Source organism: Achromobacter sp. KK8 (genome assembly GCF_054188005.1).
This window is the reverse complement of sequence record NZ_CM135178.1, coordinates 5,069,384-5,090,182: the sequence shown is the minus strand read 5'-3', so window position 1 is coordinate 5,090,182 and position 20,799 is coordinate 5,069,384. Positions and strand designations below refer to the sequence as shown.

Sequence of the window (20,799 nt, the reverse complement as noted above, 5' to 3'; positions counted from 1 at the left end):
GGCGAGGCCGGCGCGTCCCGGGGCGGACGCGGCGCAGTCGCGGCGCCTGGCGGGCCAGGAACGGCCCGTCTTGTAGCCGTCTATTCTTTCCCAGCAAAGAAGTCTTGACAATGCCATCAAGAATTGACATTGACGATAAAAAAAATTGACAATCGCCTGCGGGGCGCCGGGTTGCAATGAAGGAATGCCGGCCGTCCCTGGAGACTCGACATGGACACGAAAGCGCTGACCCTGCTGGTGGAGATCCTGGACGCCGGCAACCTGAGCGAAGCCGCGCGCCGCCTGAAGATGACGCGGGCCAACGTCAGCTATCACCTGACCCAGCTGGAGCGCGCCGTCGGCATGCAACTGCTGCGGCGCACCACGCGCCACGTCGAGCCCACCGAAATCGGACTCAAGCTGTACCAGCATGGCCGCAGCATCCAGGACGAGCTGGCGGCCGCGCGCGAAGCGGTCGAGACCCTGGGCAAGACGCCGCAGGGCAAGGTGCGGCTCAGCGTGCCCAGCGGCTATGGCCAGTTCGTGATGACGCCGTGGCTGCTGGAATTCAAGCGCGCCTATCCCGACATCGTGCTGGACGTGCTGTTCGAGAACAGCGTCGACGACCTGCTGCGCGACGAGGTCGACATCGCCGTGCGCATCATGTCCGAGCCGCCGCACAATCTGGTGGCGCGCGAACTGGGCCAGGTGCGTTACGTGGCCTGCGCCTCGCCCGCCTTCGTGCGCGACCGCGGCCTGCCGGACAAGCCGGCCGAGCTGGCGCGGCTGCCCGTCATCAGCGCCGCCGTCATCGGCCGGCCGCTGCGGTTGTCGGCGTACTACGGCGGCCAGCCGCGCCAGCACGTGGTGCTGGAACCCACCATCATCTCGCGCAACTACGCCTTCCTGCGCGACGCCATGCTGGCCGGGCTGGGCATCGGCGTGGTGCCGGACTACGTGGTGCACGACGACGTCGCGCGCGGCGATTTGATCGCCGCCTTGCCGCAATGGCGGCTCAGCATCTTCGGCCGTGCGATGTACATGCTGTATATGCCCAACCGCCACCATCCGCGCGCCATCGCGATGATGATCGAGTTCATCCAGCAGCGTGCCCAGGCCGCGCATGAAGGGCGGCCCGGACTGCTGGGCGCGGCATAGGTCCGGCCCGCCGGCTATCATCGGCGTCCCCGTTTGTGGATGCCGCCATGTCGAACGCCGATTGGAGTTTTCTCGCGCCCGCCCGGCGCCACGGGGTATCACCCTCCGCGCGAAAGTTTGACAGAAAGAAACATAATGATAAAAATGCCGACCATTCCCGCGCGCCGTCCTGGCGGGAAGCCTCGGACCAGGGACGGGCGGCGTTGACCGTCGCCTGATCGCCACGCCGGGGCAGGCGTTGTTCCGATCCATTGCGGGCCTTTTCTTGCGGAGCAAGTATGGCTTTCGTGTTCATGCGCCGGCGTGGGGCCGGCCTGCGGCGGCGGCAACGCGCCGCCTTGCGGTGGGGCATGTTGGGACTGGCGGGCCTGTTGGCGGGATGCGCCGGCGGCGAGCCGCGCATCGGCGATGCCTACACCGTGCATACCCCGATCTACGCGGACAACCGCATCTTCTATCTCAAGCCCGGCAGCAACGAGCGCGCCCGCGTGCTGGAGCAGACCGGCGCGCCGGCCACCACGCAGGACGAGCGCCAGCTGGCGGTGCCGGCCAACGCGCCGCTGTCGATCATGATGCGCTCGGTCGAGATTCCGGCGCTCAAGGACGCCGCAGGCAGGAAAACCGCCGGCATCGACGGCCCGGCCGACTACGTGGTGATCCTGGACGTCGCGGCCCGCGACGACGGCAGCAACCAGTCCATCGTGGTCTGGTACCAGCGCGGCGTGCAGCCGGACCAGTCCCTGAACTTCTCGAACCTGCTGGTCTACTACGTGCAGCGCTGGGACGAGCGCGTGGCGCCGTCGTTCCGCCTGCGCGTGATGGACGTCACCACCGAGCGCAACGCCGAGACGCTGCGCGCCCTGCAACGCGCGCAGGGCGTGGCCAACGGCGCCGCCAGCCTGGCCAACAATCCGCTGGTATCGCCGTTGGTGGGCGTGGCCTTCACCGCCGCCGAACTGGTGCTGGCGAACCAGCGCAACCGCATGGTGCTGGACTACAGCGTGCAGCTCTATTCGCAGTCGGCGGTGAGCCAGGCGGCCGGATCCAACCTGGGGCTGCTCAAGCAGGGCACCTACGTGGTGGTGGGACGGCCCGAGGGCGACTCCCGCGCATTCTGGGACAAATCGCTGGTCTACAACACGCGCACCAACCAGGTGTTCGATGGGGCGACGCCGCTGAACGTGCCGACGGCGCTGGTGTCGGTCGGCACCTTCGAAAGCATCGTGCCCAAGTCGGTGCTGGAAAAGTCGGTGGCCCTGACCTCGCTACTGGGCAAGGTCGGCACCAGCGCTTCGATCGAGCAGGTCAGCGACGCGCAAGAGCGGCTGCAGGCGGCGTTGACGGCGTACACGCTGGGCGAGCGGCTGGCGCGCTATCGGGATGAACAGACGCTGACCGAGATTTCCGAGAAACTGAATGACGAGGAGTTTCCCAAGGCGCTTGGCAGCGAGGAAGCGTTTCTGTTGCTGCGCGGCCTGAATGCCTGCTACCGGCTGCAACCGCCGCTGGCGGACCTGGATGCGTTCCTGACCCACTACGCCACCCCGGGGGGCAAGAAATGCGCCGCGCGATCCTAGCATTGCGACACACGGAGGGCGGCGGCATGCTGCGCTTGCTGCCTCGCTGGCTGTTGCCGGCGCTGGCCGCGGTGCTGTTCGGGGGCTGTGCGTCCTCTCCCGGTCCGGCCCGCAACCCGGCGGCGGCGCCCGCCGGCGGCAATGATGTCATGTCGATGCCGGCCCCGCCCCCCGCCGATCTGGCGGCGCCGTGGTCCTTTCCCGTCGCGTCCCTGCCGCGGCTGTTTTCGCACCGCGTGATGGTGCCGCCGCTGCAATTGACGCAGATCGACCTGGGCGCGAAGACGCCGACACTGCAGGCGGCCATGCGCCGTTTCGCCGAAGCCGCGCCGGCCGCGCTGGCGCAACGCGGCCTGTTCGATGCGCACAGCTACCTGGAACCGAACGAAGGCTGGCTGACCTTGATCGCCAGTTCGCAGGGCGTCGACTGGGTGTTCGGGGTGCAGTTCACGGTGGACGGCGGCGGCCGCACCCTGACGCTGCGCCTGCGCACCGCGGGCGCCGCCAATATCGGCAATCCGCAGGCGAAGAAAATGGACCAACACATCGGCACACTGGTGACCCTGGTGCCAGCCCTGTTCGCCGATTGACAGGCGCCACGCCGGGGCCTCTGGTATAAGGTCGAGGGTCCCGCCATCATGGCGGGACCCTCGACCCATCGAAAGGGAATCGCCCGTGCCGCATCCGCTGACCGCCCGACGCCTGCTTGCCCTGGCCGCGACGCAATTCACCCGGCAGGTTCCCGGCCTGCTCGCCGCCGCGCCGCTGGCTTTCGTGCTGTTCGCGCTGTCGCTGCCGGGGGCGCTGCTGCTGGGCCAGCTCGACGGCCGTCTCGATGGCTGGTTCATGCTGGCCGGCGCCATCAACCTGCTGGCGCTGGCCCGCCTGGCGCTGGCCTGGCAGCGCCGGCTGGCCCGGGCCTCCGACATCAAGCCGGCCGCCGCGTTGGGGCGCATCGATGGCGCGTATGTGCGGGTGCTGGCGCTGCTGGTGCTGGCCTGCTGCGCCATCGCGGCCCTGAAAGCGGTGAGCCTGACACTGGGGCTGGCCCTTTACTTCAAGCTGCCGGGTGTCTCCAGCACCGTGTTCCTTGCCATCGCGCTGCTGGCATGGCTGGCGCTGTGGCTGCCGGTGATGTATTGGCTGGGGGCGTGGTCCCTGAGCCTGCCGCGGGCCGCGCTGACCGATCGGTATGGCCTGGCCCGCTCGCGCCAGGCGCTGCGTGGCCGGGTCTGGCCGTTCGCGGGGCTCCTGCTGTTGCTGACCGGCATCACCGAGGTGACGGGCGTGGCGCTGCGCAAATCGGTGCTGCTGCGTTGGCCGCAGGCGATTGCGACGGCGGGCGGCGGCCTGGTGATCACGCTGGTTCTGGTCCTGTTCTTCGCCATCCTGTGCGGCACGGCATATCGCGAGCGCGCCGAGGCCTGAGCGGGCGCCAGGGCGCCGCCCGACAGGATCAACGCAACATCGGCAGGCTGCCCGTCAGGGCATTGATCCAGCGCCGCGGGCCGGCCAGGCCCACGCCCAGCAGGGGCTGGTCGCGATGCGAAGTCTGACGATGCCGGGCCCAGTATTCGGCGGCCTCGTGGATCTCGCGCGCATAGGCCGGAAACAGCGTCATGCCGGCGTCGCCCGGCATGGGCAGGGACAGCCGCTCGCGCAGTTGCGCCATGCGCGCTTCGTCGGCCGTCAGCACGATGATGGGCAGGTGCGAGATCGCCGACGACAGCATGCCATCGGCATCGCGCAGGGCTTGGCCGGCCCAGTTGGGCTGCCGCGCCACCAGTCCGGCCGCCAGGCAGGCCGAGGCGTTGGCGGCCTGGCCGGCGCCCAGGCCCGCCGCCAGCACGATCACGACTTTTTCCGGCACGGCGGCGGCAAGGGGGGCGGACGGTTCGGGCATGGCGGACTCCTGGACAAAAGGCGTCATCGTCCGCCGTGCCGCGGACGCCGTCTTGAACGCCTGTGAACGCGGGCGAGGACCCGCGCTACCGTTGCCGCGCCAGGGCGCTGGCGCCGGCGTACACCGCCGCCGCGCCCAGTTCGCGCTCGATGCGCAGCAGGCGGTTGTACTTGGCGGTGCGGTCGGCGCGCGACAGCGAGCCGGTCTTGATCATGCCGCAATTGGCCGCCACCGCCAGGTCGGCGATGCTGGTGTCCTCGGTTTCGCCGGAACGGTGCGACATGACCACGCCGTAGCCGGCGCGCCGCGCCAGCGCCAGCACTCGCCAGGTTTCGCTGAGCGTGCCGATCTGGTTGATCTTGACCAGGATGGCATTGCCGATGCCCTGTTCGATGCCGGCCTGGAACAACTGCGGATTGGTGCAGAACACGTCGTCGCCCACCAGCTGGCAGACGCCGCCCAGCGTTACGCCCAGCACCTTCCAGCCGACCGCGTCGTCTTCGGCCATGCCGTCCTCGATCGACACGATGGGGTAGTCGCGCGCCAGGCCGGCCAGGTATTGCACCTGCTGCTCGGCCGTGCGCAGCAGGTTCTCGCCCTGATAGCGGTAGCCGTCGGCGCCGTGGAATTCGCTGGCGGCCGGATCCAGCGCCAGCGCGACGTCGACGCCCGGACGCAGCCCGGCGCGTTCGATCGCCGCCATGATGAAGTCCAGCGCCTCGGGCGCGTTGCGCAGCGTCGGCGCGAAGCCGCCTTCGTCGCCGACGTTGACGCTGTGGCCCGCGGCCTTGAGCGCGTGGCGCAGCGTGTGGAACACCTCCGCGCCCATGCGCAGCGCTTCGCGGAAGCTGTCCGCGCCCACCGGCAGGATCATGAACTCCTGGAAGTCGAGCGGATTGTCGGCATGCGCGCCGCCGTTGATGATGTTGATCATCGGCACCGGCAGTGTCTGGGCCTGCACCCCGCCCACGTGGCGCCATAGCGGCAGGCCCTGGCTGGCGGCCGCGGCGTGCGCCACCGCGAGCGATACGCCGAGCAGCGCGTTGGCGCCCAGCCGGCTTTTGTCGGGCGTGCCGTCCAGCTCGATCATGGCCTGGTCGATGCGGGCCTGCTGGTCGGCCGGCAGGCCCAGCAGCGCCGCGCGCAGTTCGCCGTTGACCGCGCCGACGGCGCCGAGCACGCCCTTGCCGAGGTAGCGGGCGCCGTCGCCGTCGCGCCGTTCCAGCGCCTCGCGCTTGCCGGTGGAGGCGCCCGAGGGCACCAGCGCCAGGCCGTGGGCGCCATCGTCCAGGCGGACCTCGACTTCGACGGTGGGATTGCCGCGGCTGTCCAGCGCTTCGTGGGCGGCGAGATGGGTGATGTGCATGGGAGGCTCCGGAATGTCAGGAAAATGGTCAGATAATTCAAGCAAGGGCCCGGCTCGGGAGAGGCGCTGGGTCGTCCGTCCGCCGTCTCATCGCGCACGACCAGGCCCGGAAAACTACGGTGAATGTTCGATGACGACGCCGCCATGCTAAAAACGGAGTCACGATCCGACAATGCAGTTTTTCTGCGGATATGTCAGTTTTCCTGACGAATGAACCTGATGCGCCAATTGCCACCCTTGTCCGCCGTCCGCGCCTTCGAAGCCGTCGCCCGCAGCGGCTCGGTCACGCGCGCCGCCGAGGAACTCTGCCGCAGCCACGGCGCCGTCAGCCGCCACTTGCGCCTGTTGCAGGAACACGCCGGCGCGGCATTGTTCGAGAAGGACGGCACCGGCCTGCGCCTGACGCCCGCCGGCGCCACCTTCTACACGTCGGTGCGCGCCGCCTTCGACCAGCTGGAAAACGCCTACGAGCGGCTGGCGCGCGAAGCGCAGGCGCCGGGGCTGCACGTGGCCTGCAGCGCCACCTTCGCCATGCGCTGGCTGGTGCCGCAACTGGCCGTGTTCTACCGCAGGCATCCCGAGATCCGCATCCGCCTGTCGATGACCTCGGCGCGCGAGATGCGCAACGAGGGCGCCGACCTGATCCTGGCCTGGGACCTGTCCGGCTATGCCGAGGCCGACCGGGCCCGGGCGCTGGCGTTGGCGCCAGTGCATTTCGGCGCGGTCTGCACGCCGGCCTATGCGCGCCGCAAGCCCGCCACGCGCGCCCGCATCGCGCATGAATACACCGCCAGCGCCTGGAACCAATGGGAGGCCATCACCGGGCAACCGGCGGCGCGGGGCGACACGCTGGCGTTCCCGCACACCCACCTGTGCATCGAGGCGGCCTTGTCGGGCCTGGGCGTGGCGCTGGTCGAGCGGCGCCTGATCGCGCGTGAACTGCACGACGGCCTGCTGGTGGCGCCCCATGGCTTCGTGCCTTTCGAAGGCGGCCTGCGCGCGGTGCCGGCCGCCGGCCGCGCGCGCACCGCCCACGCCGACGCCTTCATCGCCTGGCTGCGCGGCGCGCTGGCCGAGGCCGGCGACTGAGGCAGCGACGCAACGGGCTTGGTATGCTGGACGCGCATTCCCGCCGGAGACCCCATGACCGATACGCCGCAGTCCGCCAGTCCGTCCGCCAAGGCGTTCGTCACGCGCTCGGCGCTGGCCTCGCAGGCGCGCCGCGCGCAGCTGCGGCGCATGAAGATCGCCGCGCTGGCCCTGCTGGTGGCCATGATCAGCGGTTTCATCACCAGCCATCTGATGGGCGGGCAGGGCGCCTGGGCCTGGGTACGGGCTTTCTGCGAGGCCGCCACGGTTGGGGCGCTGGCGGACTGGTTCGCGGTGGTGGCGCTGTTTCGCCGGCCGATGGGGCTGCCCATTCCGCATACCGCCATCATCCCCAGCAACAAGGATCGCATCGGCGACAACCTGGCGGTGTTCGTGCGCGACCACTTCCTCGATCCGGACACCTTGATGGACAAGCTGCGCGGCTTCGACCCGGCCGCGCGCCTGTCGCGCTGGCTGGCGCGGCCGAAGCAGGCGCATGCGCTCAGCGACGGCGCGCGGCGGGTGGCGTTGCAGACACTGGACCTGCTGGACGACCACGCCGTGCGCGGGGTGATCCAGGAATTCGTGGTGAAGAACCTGCGGCGCTGGGACGCGGCCGGCACCGCTGGCGAGGTGCTGGGCCTGCTGACCCGCGACGGCCGCCACCAGGAATTGCTGGACGCCGCCATGGAGCGGCTGGGCGGCTACCTGGGCGACGAGGACGTCAAGGAGCGCGCTTCGGCGCTGCTGGTCAAGTTCGCGCGCAAGGAATGGCCGCGCATCATCAAGGCGGTGGACGTCATCGCCTCGGTCGAGGGCATCGCCGACAACCTGGCCGACCGGCTGGCGCGCGCGCTGGTGCAGGAACTGCGCGACGTGCTGTCGGAGCCCGACCATCCGGTGCGGCGCGACTACGAGGCCTGGGTGCTGGACTACATCGCGCGCCTGCGCACCGACCCGGCGCTGGCGGCCCAGGTGGAAGCCATGAAGCAGCGCGCCATCGACCACCCCAAGGTGCAGGAATACGTGCAGGGCCTGTGGGACGACATCCACGCCGCGCTGCGGCGCGACCTGAGCGACGAGCATTCGGCGCTGGCCGCGCACCTGGAAAGCGCCTTGCTGGCGCTGGCGCGCAAGCTGGGCGAAGACCCGGACCTGCGCGAAGCCGTCAACAACCATGTGCTGGGTGCGGCGCGGCGCCTGACCGGACGGCTGCGCATCGGCGTCACCGAGCACATCTCGCGCACCGTCAAGCTGTGGGATGAGCGCCATCTGGTCGACGAACTGGAGCTGAGCGTGGGGCGCGACCTGCAATACATCCGCTTCAACGGCACGCTGGTGGGCGGCCTGATCGGCGTGCTGCTGCACGCGGCGGTGCTGCTGGCGGCGGGCTAGTCATGCCGAGGCGGTCAAGCATCGCGGATTTGCGGACGTATCCGATGTATCAGGAACCAAGATTGCTGGCGAAGCGCCGTGGCGCGATGCTATTGTCTTTGGCAGTCTCCGGCCTGCCCTCGGGTTCCGGGGACGCCCGCCGCCCTTTCGGGCGGCCCGTATCACGCGCATCACTCCCAGGAGGCAAGTCCATGAAGAAATTCTCGATTCTCGTTGCAACGCTGGCGCTGGCCGGCGGCTCGGCTGTTGCCCAGGCCGAGAGCGTCACGATGTCATTCCTGAACGACGACGGCTCCGTGGGCAAGAGCGCCGGTACCGTCGCGCTGGAGCAGACCAAGGAAGGCCTGAAGTTCACGCCCGACCTCAAAGGGCTGCCGCCCGGCGAGCACGGCTTCCACGTGCATGAAAAAGGTTCGTGCGAATCGACCACCGTCGACGGCAAGGTGATGCCCGGCGGCGCCGCGGGCGGCCACCTCGATCCGTTCAACACCAAGGCGCACAAGGGTCCGCTGGCCACCGATGGCCATCTGGGCGACCTGCCGTTCATCACCGTGGCGGCCGACGGCTCCGCCAAGACCGCCGTGGTGGCGCCGCGCCTGAAGCTGGCCGACGTCAAGCAGCGCGCCCTGATGATCCACGTGGGCGCCGACAACTACAGCGATACCCCCAAGCCGCTGGGCGGCGGAGGCGGCCGCATGATCTGCGGCGTGATCAAGTAAGCGGCACGCCCCGGGCAAGGCGCGCGGCGGGCCGGGCAGGCCAGACCGCGCTACACCGTGCCGTTGCGGCCGTGCTCGCGGTAGCCCGGCCGCTGGGCCAACCGGTCGTAATAGGCGGCCACCGCCGGCAGGTCGGGTCGCAGCGCATCGTCCAGCGGCGTCTGGAACCACCGGTTCACCGACAGGCCGACGGCGACGTCGGCCAGCGTGAACGCCTCGCCGGCCACATAGGCGCCGGTTTCGCGCAGGCGCCGTTCCAGTATTCCCATGAAACGCCCCCACTCGCGGCTGGATGCCGCGATGGCGGCCGCGTCCTGGTGCGCGGGCGACTGCCGCGCCAGCGCCATGAAGGCATAGCTCCACGAACGGTTCAGGTCGCTCGCCTGCCAGTCCAGCCATTGGTCGACTCCGGCGCGGCGGCGCGCTTCGGCCGGATACAAGTCCGGATTGCGCGCGCCACCGTACTGGTTGGCCAGGTAGCGGATGATGCTGTTGGACTCCCACAGCACGAAATCGCCGTCTTGCAGCACCGGCACTATGGCGTTCGGATTCAACGCCAGGAAGGCGGGTTCGCTGGTGGCGCGAAAGCCCGAGCCCCAGTCCTCGCGCGCGAATGGCAGATCCAGTTCGACGCAGGTCCACAGCACTTTGCGGACGTTGATGGAAGTAGCTTTTCCGAGGATGTTCAGCATGGCGGAGGCGACGCGGACGTGGGCGTGGGGAAGCCGGGGCGGGCCCTCAGGCCCGCGCTTGGCGGCCCCCCAGTCTATCGGCCATCGCAGGCCGGCAACAGATACAGATCGGTCCTTGCGCGTGCGCAACAGATTGGGCCGGACCGTCACGCGAGCCGCGGCCATCCGCCGCGTCAGCCCATCCCAGGCTCCGGCTGGCTTCGCAGCCGCGGCACCGGCGAGGCCGCCAGCACCGCGAACTGCGCCGCGAAGCCGGCGCTCGACACCCACAGGCAGGCCTCCAGCCCCAGGCGCGAAGCCAATGCCGCGCCGATCAGCGCGCCCAGCGGCCGCGCGCCGAAGGTGGCGGTGAGGATCACGGCGGACACCCGCCCCAGCAGCGCATTGGGCGTGATGGCCTGGCGCAGCGTGGTGGTGGCGATGGTCCACAATATCGGCCCGGCACCGAACAGGAAGAAGCCCACCGCGGCCCACAGGCCAGACGGCAGGGCCAGCGTCGACAGCAGGATCAGGCTGGCCGCCAGCGCGCACAGCGGGCCGGCCGCGATCAGGGCGCCGAACGACAGCCGCCCGGCCAGCCAGGGCGCCGCCAGCGCGCCGGCCAGCATGCCCGCGCCGTACACCCCCAGCGTGACGCCGACCCCGGCCGCGCCCAGTCCCAGCCGTTCCACCGCGTACACCACATAGACCGCCTGCAGCACGAACCAGGCGAGGTTGAAGAACACCGCCGTGACCAGCACCGGCCGCAGCAGCGGGTGGCCTGTCACGAAGGCCGCGCCATCGCGCAATTCATGCCACAGGTGGCGCCGCGCGGCGGCGCGCGGCGCTTGCGGCGGCAGGCCGGCCAGCAGGCCCGCGGCCAGCAGCGACAGCAGCGTCGCCAGGCCGTAGGCCGCGGCCGCGCCGATGCCGCCGACCAGCGCGCCGCCCAGCGCCGGCCCGGCGGAAAAGGCCGCGCTGCGCGCCAGTTCCAGCCAGCGGTTGGCCTGGCCCAGGGCGGGGGCGGGCACCAGCGTCGGCACCAGCGCCGGCGCGGCGACGTTGTAGGCCACGGTGCCCACCGCGCCCAGGAAGCCCAGCGCCGCCAGCCAGCCCAGGTTCAGGCCGCCCAGCGCCAGCAACGCCAGCAGGGCCAGCAGGCTGGCGGCGCGCACGCATTCGGCGCTGGTCATCAGGGTGCGGCGCGGCAGGCGGTCGGCCAGCACGCCGGCGGGCAGCGACAGCAGCAGGAACGGCAGGGTCTGCGCCGTCTGCAGGTAGCCGGTCTGGGCGGCCGTGGCGCCCAGCGCCAGCACGGCCACCAGCGGCGCGGCGGCCAGGGCGATCTGTTCGGAGAATTGGGCGGCCAGGTTGGAACTGGCGAGCCGGCGGAAGGCCGGGGGCAGGGCGGACATGGGGCGACGGGCGGCGGGGCCGCAAGAACGGCAAGGGCCCGATCATGACCGGGCCCCGCGCGTGTCGCACTCCGTTAATTGCCGTCGCCGGCCTGGTGCGTCAGGGGATCGGCGGATAGTCGCCGAAGCCGTCCGGCCAGGACGTCAGGACCTCGTAGCCGGTGTCGGTGACGACCACCATGTGCTCCCACTGCGCCGACAGCGAACGGTCCTTGGTGACCACGGTCCAGCCATCGGGCAACTGCTTGGTCTGCGGCTTGCCGGCGTTGATCATGGGTTCGATGGTGAACATCATGCCCGGCTGCAGCACCAGGCCTTCGCCGGGACGGCCATAGTGCAGCACCTGCGGTTCATCGTGGTAGATCTGGCCAATGCCGTGGCCACAGTATTCGCGCACGATGCTGAAGTGCTCGCGGTGCGCCACCGTCTGGATGGCATGGCCGATGTCGCCCAGCGTGGCGCCGGGCTTGACCGCCATGATGCCGGCGCGCATCGCCTCGTAGGTGGTGTTCACCAGGCGCCGCGCCAGCGGGCTGGGCTGGCCGACGTAGTACATGCGGCTGGTGTCGCCGTACCAGCCGTCCTTGATGACGGCCACGTCGATGTTGAGGATGTCGCCGTTCTTGAGCACCTTGGCCGACGGGATGCCGTGGCAAATCACATGATTGACCGAGGCGCAGACGGTCTTGGGAAAACCGTGGTAGCCGACGTTGGCCGGAATCGCCTTCTGCACATTGACGATGTAGTCGTGGCAGATGCGATCCAGTTCGTCGGTGGTGACGCCGGGGCGCACGTGCTCGGCGATCATGTGCAGCACCTGCGCCGCCAGGGCGCCGGCCTGGCGGGCCATGGCGATGTCGGCGGCGGACTTGATGGAGACCTTGCGCGCCATTTACGCGGCCTCCTGCTGGCCGGTGGACGCCTGTCCCTGGGACAGGGCGGCGATGCTGAACCCTTCCGCCTGCTCGATGCGGATCAGCAGCTGGCAGATGTCGGCGTGGCGCAGTTCGGGGTAGAGCTCGGACAGCATGCCGATGCGCATCCAGTGTTCGGCCTGCGAGTTGATCGAGCGGCTCAGCGCGCTGCTGGCCACGCGCAGGTTCTCGTGCATCTGCTCGGAAATTTTGACGATACCCATAGGGAACGTTCCATATATGGTTTGTATATGGAACGTATGGTATCGCACCCGCGGGGACGGGTGCAACCCGTCACCCGCGCGGCAGGGTCATGCGGCCTGGGCGGCGGGGCTTTTCTCCAGCAGGTCCATCGCGTCCAGCTGCCGGTAACGGGCCGGGTAGATCGAGCGGGCGTAGTTCTCGCAAGGCGTGCCCTGGGTGGCGATGGCCATCACCACGAATTCGGCGAAATCCTCGGGCGGGCCGGCCTTGGCGTAGTCCGACGGGAAATTGCCGTCCGATTTGGCCGCGGCGCCCCAGGCCTTCATGTCGACACGGGCGTTGTTGGCATAGCTGTGGGCCAGCTCGTGCAGCACGGCGTGGTCGATCACGGCCTGCTCGCCCGGCATGCTATAGAGCGTGATGCGCGAGAACATCGTCTCGCCCACGGTGTGGACCTCGCGGGTGGGATCGGTCCAGGGCGGGCCTTTCACCCATTGCGCGTCGAGCCGCTTGACGCTGTCGTCCACCGACATGCCCTTGGCGATGGTGATCTGCAGGTCGCGCCCCTGCAGCAGCGCCTTGGGAGCCACGCCCAGGCTCTTGGCGACCTGCTCGGGCTGCGGCTGCGGTTCCTCGGTCAGGCGTTCGCTGATCTCGTGGGGCGAGCGCTGCAGCAGGTCGCCGGTCCACAGCGGCTTGCGCGGTTCCAGCACCACGGGCACGCGCTGGCCGGCCGGCCAGGCTTCATACATGACCAGCTTGTCGTCGCCCGCGCGCGCCAGCGCGGCCGGCGGCTTGTAGGCCGACGGCCCGGTCAGCCTGACCGGGGCGCGCTTGGCGTCGAACATGGCTTCGGTGAGCTTGAGGGTGTCCTGGACCTGGGCGCATTGCTGCGGCGCCTCGTCGGCCGCCACCGGCACCACCGCGGCCATTGCCGCCGGCGCGCCGGCCTGCAGCGCCTGCGGCGCATCGTTCACGCCGCCACCGGCGCCAGCGCCGCCGCCGTGCTCCAGCTGGTAGAACTGCTGGCTGGCGATGAGGGTGGCGCCGCAGGAGGTCTTCATGCCTTCCAGCGCGGTGCGGCGATCGGAACTGACGCTTTGCACGCCTTCGACGATGGTGTGCTGGCCGGCGCACTTGGGGCAGGTGACGCGGTCGCCGACGCGCGCCATGGGCTGGCCGAAGATCTGCACGGATTCGTCTCCGGTGACCACCACGCCGCCATGCGAGGTGCGGTCACCCTTGCGTATTACGGATCGCTGCGCCATGGCCGTCCGTTGCTCCCAAACGATGGTTATTTATGCTTACAGATAGGTGCCGTCCGGCGCCATGCGGGGCGTGCCCACGACGAAGCTGCCGTCGGGCGCCATACGCACCGGCCCGCCGCCGCCCAGGTAGCGGCCATCCGGCGCGCGCTGCGGGGTGCCCGCGACGTAGGTGCCGTCGGGCGCGCGGGTGATGGGCCCGCCGTCGCCGACATAGGTGCCGTCCGGGCAGCGCCGGGGCGCGCCATTGATGAAGCGGCCATTGGGCATCATGTGAAAGGACTTGTTCATCGCGACTCCCTGTTTTTGGAGAGCTTGCATGATAGCGATGGTCCCTGATGCGTTTTGTAATAGGGCGTGTCATGTTCCAACGTAACGCGGTTACAGATATGGGATCATCGCTGCTTTGCCGTCGGGCCGCGCGCCGCTTGCGCAAGGCCCGCCACCCGCAACGACCCAAGAAACTATGAGCGATATCGACGCACTGTTGCAGCCCATTGCGGGCGAGGCGCCTTGTGGCGCCGACATGGTCTTTTCGGCCGAATTCGACGCCATCCGCGAGGCCCGCCGCCAGGATGACCCGCACCTGGACCAGGGCGACTGGGTCATCGACATCAAGGAGGCCGACTGGCCGCAGGTGATCCGCATCTGCACCGAGGTGCTGACCGAGCGCAGCAAGGACGTGCGCGTGGCCGCCTGGCTGGCCGAAGCCTGGGCCAAGACGCGCGGCTTCGCCGGCCTGCGCGACGGCTTCCTGCTGGTGGACGGTCTGTGCCAACGCTATTGGGACGGCCTGCACCCGGTGCCGGACGAGGGCGACGTGCAGCAGCGCGTGGGCAACCTGGCGTGGCTGCTGTCGCGGTCGCAGCAGCTGGTGCGGGAACTGCCCTTGACGCAGTCCGAGGGCGGGCGTTTCGGCGCGGTGCTGTGGGACAGCGCCACGCAATTGGCCAATGCCATCAAGCGGGCGCCGCAGAACGCCGCCGACCTGACCCGCGGCAAGGTTACGCTCGACCAGTTCGACGCCGCGCGCCGCGATACGCCGCCGGCGTTCTATTCCGAACTCGAAAGCCAGTTGCAGGGCTGCTTTGGCGCGGTCGACGTGCTCGAGCGGACCTTGACCGAACGCCTGGGCGAGGAAGGCCCGGCTTTCACGCCGCTGCGCACCGCCCTGAAGGACGTGACCGAGCTGGCGCACCGCTTTGCCCGCGAGGCCGGCCTGCTGGTGCGGGCCGACCTGGCGCCGCCGGCCGCCCAGGCCACGCCGCCCGCCGGCGCGGCCGTCACCCGCATGGAGCCTACCTTGACCGCCGTCGACCTGCCTTCCACCGCGCCGCTGGCGGCCACGCGTGGCCCGCTGCAAACGCGCGACCAGGCCCTGGCGCAGTTGCGCGAAGTGGCCGAGTTCTTCCGCCGCACCGAGCCGCACAGCCCGGTGGCCTACCTGGCCGACAAGGCGGCCAGCTGGGGCGAGATGTCGCTGCACCTGTGGCTGCGCACGGTGCTCAAGAACAACGACGCCCTGTCCGGGCTGGAAGAGCTGCTGGGCGTTCCCAAGGCGCCCGAGAACAACGGCTGAAAGCGGGGCCGGGCGATGGCCGCAAGGGCCATCGCGGCCCGCGGCATTGGGCGCGCCCCGCAGCAGCCGCGCGCCGGCTAGCGGCTGGCGCGGAATTCGATGCGGCGGTTCTTGGCGCGGCCCTCGGCGGTGGCGTTGGTGGCCACCGGCTGGTCCGGGCCCGCGCCCAGCGTCTCGAAACGCCCGGGCGGCAGGCCTTTGTCCACCAGATAGGCGCGGACCGCGTCGGCGCGCGCCTGGCTCAGCGCCAGGTTGGTGCTGCGGCTGCCGGAGCTGTCGGTGTGGCCGATGATCTGCACCTTGTCGCTGTGCAGCTTCGGGATGACGTCGGCCACCTGGTCGAGCAGTTCGCGTCCGCGCGCCGTCAGCGTGGCGCTGCCGGTCTCGAATTCCACCACGCGGTTGGTCAGCACCTTGTCGAGCAGGCCTTGTTCGTCCTTGCCGGCGGCCACGCGCAGGCCGTTGACGATCTTGTAGGTCGGGTTGAGCGAGGTGGCGAAGGTGCTGGCGATCTGCTGGCGCGAGGCTTCGTTCTGCACTTCGCCGAGCAGGCGGATCTGGGTGCCGTCGACTTCCAGCTGGCCGCGATTGATCTGCTTGAGCGGCTGGCCGATCAGCTTGCCCACGTGTTCGGACCAGTTGGGCGGCGCCACCACGCCGCCGACCTCGATCTGGTCGATGACGTTGCCCACCCCGTAGACCTGTTGCAGCCGGGCCAGCACGTCGGCCTTGGTGGCCTCGTCTGGCACGGCGCCGCTGGCCACGACCTGGCCGGGCTGCGGAATGACGTTGGCGGGGACGACGGTGGCCGCGTCCTGCGCCGCCGCGGCGCACGAGAACAGCGCCGCCATGATCAGGAGAGAGACGCGCATGGTCAGGCTCCGGTGAAGACTTCGAGATAGGTGTCGAGCGCCATGCGCAGGGACAGCCGGGGTTGGTCCAGGTAGCTGGAAAGCTTGGCCAGGCCGTGGCTGGCCGACACGTGGTCGCGCACCCAGGGCGCGTCTTCCAGCACGATGTGCTGCTCGGCGAAGGCCTGCGGCGTGGACAGCAGGCTGGCCAGCGTCTGCGGCGAGGCGCCGCGAAAGCCCGCCACCAGGCGATGCTTGCCGCCGATGCGGCCGATGAACACGGTGATCTCGAAATCCGCGCGCGCCAGGAACGGCGCGATCAGCGTCATCCAGTACGAGGCCACCAGGTTGATATAGAGCGGATCGTCCGGCAGCGGCAGCGCCAGCCCGCGATCGAGCTGCGACGAGCCGCTGGACATGACCGGTTCGAGCAGGATGCCCAGCGCCAGGATGATGTCGTGGACGTTGGCCGCGTGGCCATTGCCGCGCAGCATGGTTTGCAGCCGCTCGACGCTTTGCAGGTCGACGAAGGCATCGAAACCGTCGTCGGCCTCGGTGCGGATCTCGCCTTCGAGTTCGTTCAGCGTCTGCAGCGCCGGGCCGGGGTCGGCGTCGGTCATCAGCAGCGCGGCGGCGCCGCTCATGCGGTTCCACAGCCGGCTGAAGGCCATCGGGCTGCGCGCGATGAAGGCCAGCGGCCGCTGCACTTCGACCGAGGTCGCCGACAGGAACGGAAAGCGCCGGCCCGACTGGTCGCGGCTGGGTTGCAGGTGGCCGGCGATGGCCAGCTTGCCGCGCGAGCCGAGAATGGCGAACGGCATCGGCTCGGCCTCGTCGTACAGCGTTTTCCAGTGCGGGTCCTGGGCTAGCAGCTCCATGGTGCTGGCGACCCAGCCGTCCAGCGTGCTCATCAGCTGCGGATGCGAGGTGTTCTTGACGAAGTCGCCGCGGGCCGGGATCTTGCCGAAGTAGGCCGTGCGGAACAGGGGGGACTGCAAGTTGCTCATTGCGGCGCTCCGGGTCGCGTCTGGGCGGAGGAGGATTCGGGGGAGGCGCCCACCACGGAGGAGGGCAGGCGCAGGTTGCGCAGGCCCTGGCTGCCGCCGGGCTCGCTGCCGCCGGCGCCGGGCGCCTGGGCGTTGCTGATGATGCGCAGCTTGACCGGCACCGTCACGTTGGACTTGCCCCAGCTCATGTTGAAGCTGCCGTCGGCGTTGGCGGTGCGCTGGGCGGTCGCGATCAGGCGCTCCAGGCCGAAGCGTCCCGGTTCGTTGACGATCTCGACCACGCTGCCGTCGAAGGTGGTGGCGGTAATGCGCGCGCCGGGCGCGCCCTGGGCGTTGGGCCAGACGAAGTTGACCCACTGCGGCGGCGTGTTGCGGTAGCGCAGCTGCTGGCCGTCGATCTCGATGGTGTACTCGGTCACGCCCGAGGCCGGCTTGGGCTGGATCTGGAACAGCGTCTGCGGCTGGCTGGCCGAGCCTGCGCCCGCGCCGCCGGACAGCGGCGCCACCCACTGCGCGAAGTTGGCGGTGAAGGTCGGCTGCAGGCTGATGCCCATGTCGCCCCAGGTGCGCGCCGTCAGGATGTCGCCGCGGCGCACGGTCAGCGGGCCGAGGGTGTCGTTGACGTACTTGGCGATGCTGCCCTGCGGGCCGAACACCTGGCCGATCTCGTCGCTGCTGGCCTCGACGCTGGCGCGCGCGGCGAACGGATACTTTTCGGCCAGGGTCTGGTTGAAGGGCTGGTAGATCTGCGCGTTCCAGACCTTGTTCAACTCGCGTTCGGCCGGTTGCATGGCCACGGCGTAGGCCTGGATCAGCGGCCGCACCAGCAGCGGGCGCAGCGTCTCGCGTTGCGTCGCCGACAGGCCGGCCAGCATCTGCTCGTCGACCAGCTTGAGCGCGTCGGCCAGCTCCGAATCCTTGCCCTCCAGCGTCTGGCGCAGCAGCACCAGCGAGCCGGGGCCGGGGTCGCCCTGGTTGTTGAGCAGGTTGAAGCGGGTGCGGATCTTGGACAGCGCGCCCATGTAGTTGCCCAGCAGCGACTGGTTCTCGCGCGTCACCACCAGGCGCGCCACGTCCGAGAACTCGCGGCCCACCGGACCCATCGGAATGGCTTCGCCGTTGGCGGTGGTGGCGGGCGTGGGCGCGGGCGGCGTCTGCCGCAGGATCACGCGCTTGAACCAGCCGACCACGCCGCTCTGCGCCTGTTGCAGGCCAGCGTTGACCAGCGACGGGTTGTCCCACGAGGTCTGTTCATAGGCGGTGTTGATGAGCTTGGCGATGGGCGAGGTCTGCGGGTCGCCCAGGCGGTTCATCGCGCCCACCGACTGCTCGAAGCTGGTGAAGGGCTTGATGGTCACGCCGCGCAGGAACTTCTGCCATTCCTGCGCGTACTCCGTCTTGTACATCGTCGCCAGGCTCTTCTGGATCTGTTCGGGGCTGCCGTCCAGGGTCAGGTCGTCGCGCGCGTTCACGCCCAGCACCCAGTCGCTGGTCTGCACTTCCTTCTTGGCGGCCTCGTTGATGGCGGGCTGGATGTACTGCTCCCAGGCCTCGCGGGTGAAGGTGCCGGGGATGGCGTAGCTGCCGGCCACCACGCCGGCGTCGTTCTCGCCGACGATGCGCGCCACCGTCATGGTCTGGAAGCGCGTGGCGGCGCGCGCCTTGAGCGTGGCGTAGGCGCGTTCGCGCGCCGGCATGCCCTGCATCACGGCGCGCAGGCTGGCGCGGGTCTTTTCCACCAGCGCCAGGTTGGTGTCGATCTGCGGCCAGCCGGCGTCGGGCGCGCGGCTGACGTAGAACGAGATCAGGCGTTCGGCGCTGCGGATCAGCTGGTCGCGCGGCATGGCGCCGCGGTTGGTCTCCAGCCAGCCGCGCCAGAAGCGCGTGATCTGGTCGGACAGGTGGGTGGGGTCGACGTGCTGGCGATTGGCCATCATCAGGTACGTCTTGAGCGCGTTGTAGGCGTCGTCGGCATTGGTCGGCGAGGCATCCTGGAACAGCGTGTCGCCGCCCGGGACGTGCGAGGCGCGCACCGCCTGCGGCGCCGGCTGCTGCGCGCCGCCGGCCGCCGCCGCGGCGCCGGACATGTCGACCTTGGCCAGGAAGTCCTCCAGGCTGGCCTTGACCGGGCTCAGCATGAACTGGCGCGCGCCGTTGTAGTACTCGGCCAGCAGGCGCTCCTTGAGCACGTCGCCCTGGTACAGGCCCAGGCCCAGCGACCACGGGCGGCTGGACGAATAGCGGTCCAGCTGCTCGATGCGGTCCTGCAGGATCTCCATGGCCTCCAGGCGGCTCTGCAGGTCGGTGCGCTCGCTTTGCAGGCGCACCACCTTGTCCAGGTCGGCCTGCACGTTCTGCGCCAGCTGGCGGTTGCCCAGGTATGACCAGCTCCAGCCGCCCAGCACCAGGCCCAGCGCCAGCACCAGGCCGAAGAAGGTCAGGTAGCGCATGCGGGTCTTGGCCGGGCTGGCGTGCTGGCGCACCAGTTTCTTGTCGGCGAAGATCACGCTGGAGAACAGGTCGCGCAGGAAGAAGCCGTTGTGCGAGGACACGTTGCGCGCCTGGCCGCGGGCGGCCGGGCGCAGGTCGAAGCGTTCGGCCAGCCGTTCGGTCGAGGTGCTTTGCGACACGCCTTCCTGCAGCGCGCTGGTGAAGTAGAAGCCGCGGAACACGGGCTTGTACTGGAACGGGTTGGTCTCGAACAGCGTCGACAGGAAGGTGCGCAGCGCCGGCTTGATGCCGGCGAATTCCAGCGGGAAGGTCAGCAGTCCCGGCGGCAGTTCGCGGTTGTTGCGCAGCGAGATCTGCGCCGTGCCCATTTCCTTGAGGCCTTCGTACAGTTCGTCGAAGCGTTCGTCGAACAGGGCCAGCACGTCGCGGTTTTCTTCCGCGCCGTAGGGCAGGGTGGCGCCCCAGACGCGGTCGCGCTCGCGCTGGTCGCTGTCGGAGAAGAATTCGCTGAAGCCCGAGATCAGGTCGGCCTTGGTGAAGATGATGTAGACCGGCGCGAACACTTCCAGCCGGTCGGTCAGTTCCTGCACGCGCTGGCGCAGGTTCTTGGCCAGGTTGATGGCGAATTCCGGCCCGGCGCCGGTCAGCTCGTCGATGCTGGCGGCCACGATGATGCCGTTGATCGGCGCCTTGGGGCGATGACGCTTGAGCAGGTCGAGAAAACCCATCCATTCGTTGCGGTCTTCCTCGTGCACCGAGTAGCGGCCGGCCGTGTCCAGCAGGATGCCTTCGGTGGTGAAGAACCAGTCGCAGTTGCGGGTGCCGCCCACGCCGCGCACCGCCGCGCCGTTCTTGTCGGCGAAGGGGAATTGCAGGCCGGAATTGATTACCGCGCTGCTCTTGCCCGCGGCGGGGTTGCCGATCACGATGTACCAGGGAAGTTCGTACAGCGCTTCGTTGCCCGACACCTGGCCGATCTTGGACGTCTTGATGGTGCGCACCGCCTGCACCAGGCGCGTGCGCAGCGCGTCCACGTCCCCGCGATTGGCGGCCGCGCTGCCGGTCTGCACCTGCTGCTCCAGCATGTCCCCCAGGTTCTTGTTGGCGCGGCGCGCGCGGCGGCGGCGCCACAGATAGGCGCACAGCCAGAGCAACAGGAATATTCCCAGCGCGATGCCGGCCCAGGCCAGGCCGATCTCGACGGTGTCGGCAAACAGGAACAGGAACACGACCAGGGCGATCAGGCCGATCGCCAT

General features: G+C 69.5%; 19 protein-coding genes. 8 read left to right on the top strand and 11 right to left on the bottom strand.

What is annotated here, in order from left to right:
* Positions 1-210: 210 nt before the first annotated feature.
* The 4 genes from ACVN9Z_RS23545 to ACVN9Z_RS23530 all read left to right on the top strand — a co-directional run bounded on the left by ACVN9Z_RS23545 (position 211) and on the right by ACVN9Z_RS23530 (position 4,142).
* The gene (locus ACVN9Z_RS23545; RefSeq protein ID WP_049055425.1) at positions 211-1,137 is read left to right on the top strand and encodes a LysR family transcriptional regulator; all 927 of its coding nucleotides are present in this window, start codon (positions 211-213) and stop codon (positions 1,135-1,137) included.
* Positions 1,138-1,415: 278 nt separating this feature from the next.
* A complete protein-coding gene (locus ACVN9Z_RS23540; RefSeq protein WP_020928058.1) occupies positions 1,416-2,714 on the top strand; it encodes a hypothetical protein in 1,299 nt (432 codons plus the stop codon).
* A gap of 26 nt (positions 2,715-2,740) precedes the next feature.
* The gene (locus ACVN9Z_RS23535) at positions 2,741-3,304 is read left to right on the top strand and encodes a hypothetical protein (RefSeq protein WP_054447873.1); all 564 of its coding nucleotides are present in this window, start codon (positions 2,741-2,743) and stop codon (positions 3,302-3,304) included.
* A gap of 85 nt (positions 3,305-3,389) precedes the next feature.
* Positions 3,390-4,142 carry a hypothetical protein gene (locus tag ACVN9Z_RS23530; protein ID WP_006385154.1) on the top strand — a complete coding sequence of 251 codons (753 nt, stop codon included), beginning with the start codon at positions 3,390-3,392 and terminating at the stop codon, positions 4,140-4,142.
* 28 nt (positions 4,143-4,170) lie between these two features.
* On the opposite strand, the gene ACVN9Z_RS23525 is transcribed toward ACVN9Z_RS23530, so the two are convergent.
* Entirely contained in the window at positions 4,171-4,617 is a 447-nt protein-coding gene (locus tag ACVN9Z_RS23525; protein WP_054481673.1) for a DUF2000 family protein, read from the bottom strand.
* A gap of 85 nt (positions 4,618-4,702) precedes the next feature.
* Positions 4,703-5,983 carry a phosphopyruvate hydratase gene (gene eno / locus ACVN9Z_RS23520; RefSeq protein ID WP_437263116.1) on the bottom strand — a complete coding sequence of 427 codons (1,281 nt, stop codon included), beginning with the start codon at positions 5,981-5,983 and terminating at the stop codon, positions 4,703-4,705.
* A 219-nt stretch (positions 5,984-6,202) separates the two neighbouring features.
* Between eno and ACVN9Z_RS23515 the strand changes: the two genes are divergently transcribed.
* The 3 genes from ACVN9Z_RS23515 to sodC all read left to right on the top strand — a co-directional run bounded on the left by ACVN9Z_RS23515 (position 6,203) and on the right by sodC (position 9,186).
* Positions 6,203-7,072: a LysR substrate-binding domain-containing protein gene (locus ACVN9Z_RS23515; protein WP_047991631.1), complete on the top strand. Its 870-nt coding sequence runs from the start codon at positions 6,203-6,205 to the stop codon at positions 7,070-7,072.
* 150 nt (positions 7,073-7,222) lie between these two features.
* Positions 7,223-8,467: a DUF445 domain-containing protein gene (locus ACVN9Z_RS23510; protein ID WP_448685528.1), complete on the top strand. Its 1,245-nt coding sequence runs from the start codon at positions 7,223-7,225 to the stop codon at positions 8,465-8,467.
* Positions 8,468-8,658: 191 nt separating this feature from the next.
* Positions 8,659-9,186, top strand: coding sequence for a superoxide dismutase family protein (gene sodC / locus ACVN9Z_RS23505; RefSeq protein WP_006385159.1), 528 nt, complete (start codon positions 8,659-8,661; stop codon positions 9,184-9,186).
* A 50-nt stretch (positions 9,187-9,236) separates the two neighbouring features.
* On the opposite strand, the gene ACVN9Z_RS23500 is transcribed toward sodC, so the two are convergent.
* From ACVN9Z_RS23500 to ACVN9Z_RS23475, 6 genes are all read right to left on the bottom strand, one after another.
* Positions 9,237-9,878, bottom strand: a complete 642-nt coding sequence (locus ACVN9Z_RS23500) for a glutathione S-transferase family protein (RefSeq protein WP_020928051.1) — start codon at positions 9,876-9,878, stop codon at positions 9,237-9,239.
* A 173-nt stretch (positions 9,879-10,051) separates the two neighbouring features.
* Entirely contained in the window at positions 10,052-11,272 is a 1,221-nt protein-coding gene (locus ACVN9Z_RS23495; protein ID WP_054473543.1) for an MFS transporter, read from the bottom strand.
* A gap of 100 nt (positions 11,273-11,372) precedes the next feature.
* Positions 11,373-12,164, bottom strand: a complete 792-nt coding sequence (gene map / locus ACVN9Z_RS23490) for a type I methionyl aminopeptidase (protein WP_020928049.1) — start codon at positions 12,162-12,164, stop codon at positions 11,373-11,375.
* Positions 12,165-12,410, bottom strand: a complete 246-nt coding sequence (locus tag ACVN9Z_RS23485) for a ParD-like family protein (protein ID WP_006385163.1) — start codon at positions 12,408-12,410, stop codon at positions 12,165-12,167.
* Between the two features lie 87 nt (positions 12,411-12,497).
* On the bottom strand, positions 12,498-13,658 hold the full coding sequence (locus ACVN9Z_RS23480) for a PAAR domain-containing protein (RefSeq protein ID WP_235442300.1): 1,161 nt from the start codon (positions 13,656-13,658) through the stop codon (positions 12,498-12,500).
* 36 nt (positions 13,659-13,694) lie between these two features.
* A complete protein-coding gene (locus ACVN9Z_RS23475) occupies positions 13,695-13,946 on the bottom strand; it encodes a hypothetical protein (RefSeq protein WP_020928047.1) in 252 nt (83 codons plus the stop codon).
* A gap of 175 nt (positions 13,947-14,121) precedes the next feature.
* On the opposite strand from ACVN9Z_RS23475, the gene tssA reads away from it, so the two are divergent.
* Positions 14,122-15,234 (top strand): type VI secretion system protein TssA, encoded by a 1,113-nt coding sequence (gene tssA / locus ACVN9Z_RS23470; protein ID WP_054438234.1) that lies wholly within the window; start codon positions 14,122-14,124, stop codon positions 15,232-15,234.
* 77 nt (positions 15,235-15,311) lie between these two features.
* On the opposite strand, the gene ACVN9Z_RS23465 is transcribed toward tssA, so the two are convergent.
* The 3 genes from ACVN9Z_RS23465 to tssM are packed head-to-tail and all read right to left on the bottom strand — an operon-like array spanning position 15,312 to position 20,799.
* A complete protein-coding gene (locus tag ACVN9Z_RS23465; protein WP_020928045.1) occupies positions 15,312-16,106 on the bottom strand; it encodes an OmpA family protein in 795 nt (264 codons plus the stop codon).
* 2 nt (positions 16,107-16,108) lie between these two features.
* Positions 16,109-17,092: a type VI secretion system-associated protein TagF gene (gene tagF, locus ACVN9Z_RS23460; protein ID WP_006385166.1), complete on the bottom strand. Its 984-nt coding sequence runs from the start codon at positions 17,090-17,092 to the stop codon at positions 16,109-16,111.
* Positions 17,089-20,799: a type VI secretion system membrane subunit TssM gene (gene tssM, locus ACVN9Z_RS23455; RefSeq protein WP_045953190.1), complete on the bottom strand. Its 3,711-nt coding sequence runs from the start codon at positions 20,797-20,799 to the stop codon at positions 17,089-17,091. Before tssM ends, tagF begins: the two co-directional genes overlap by 4 nt.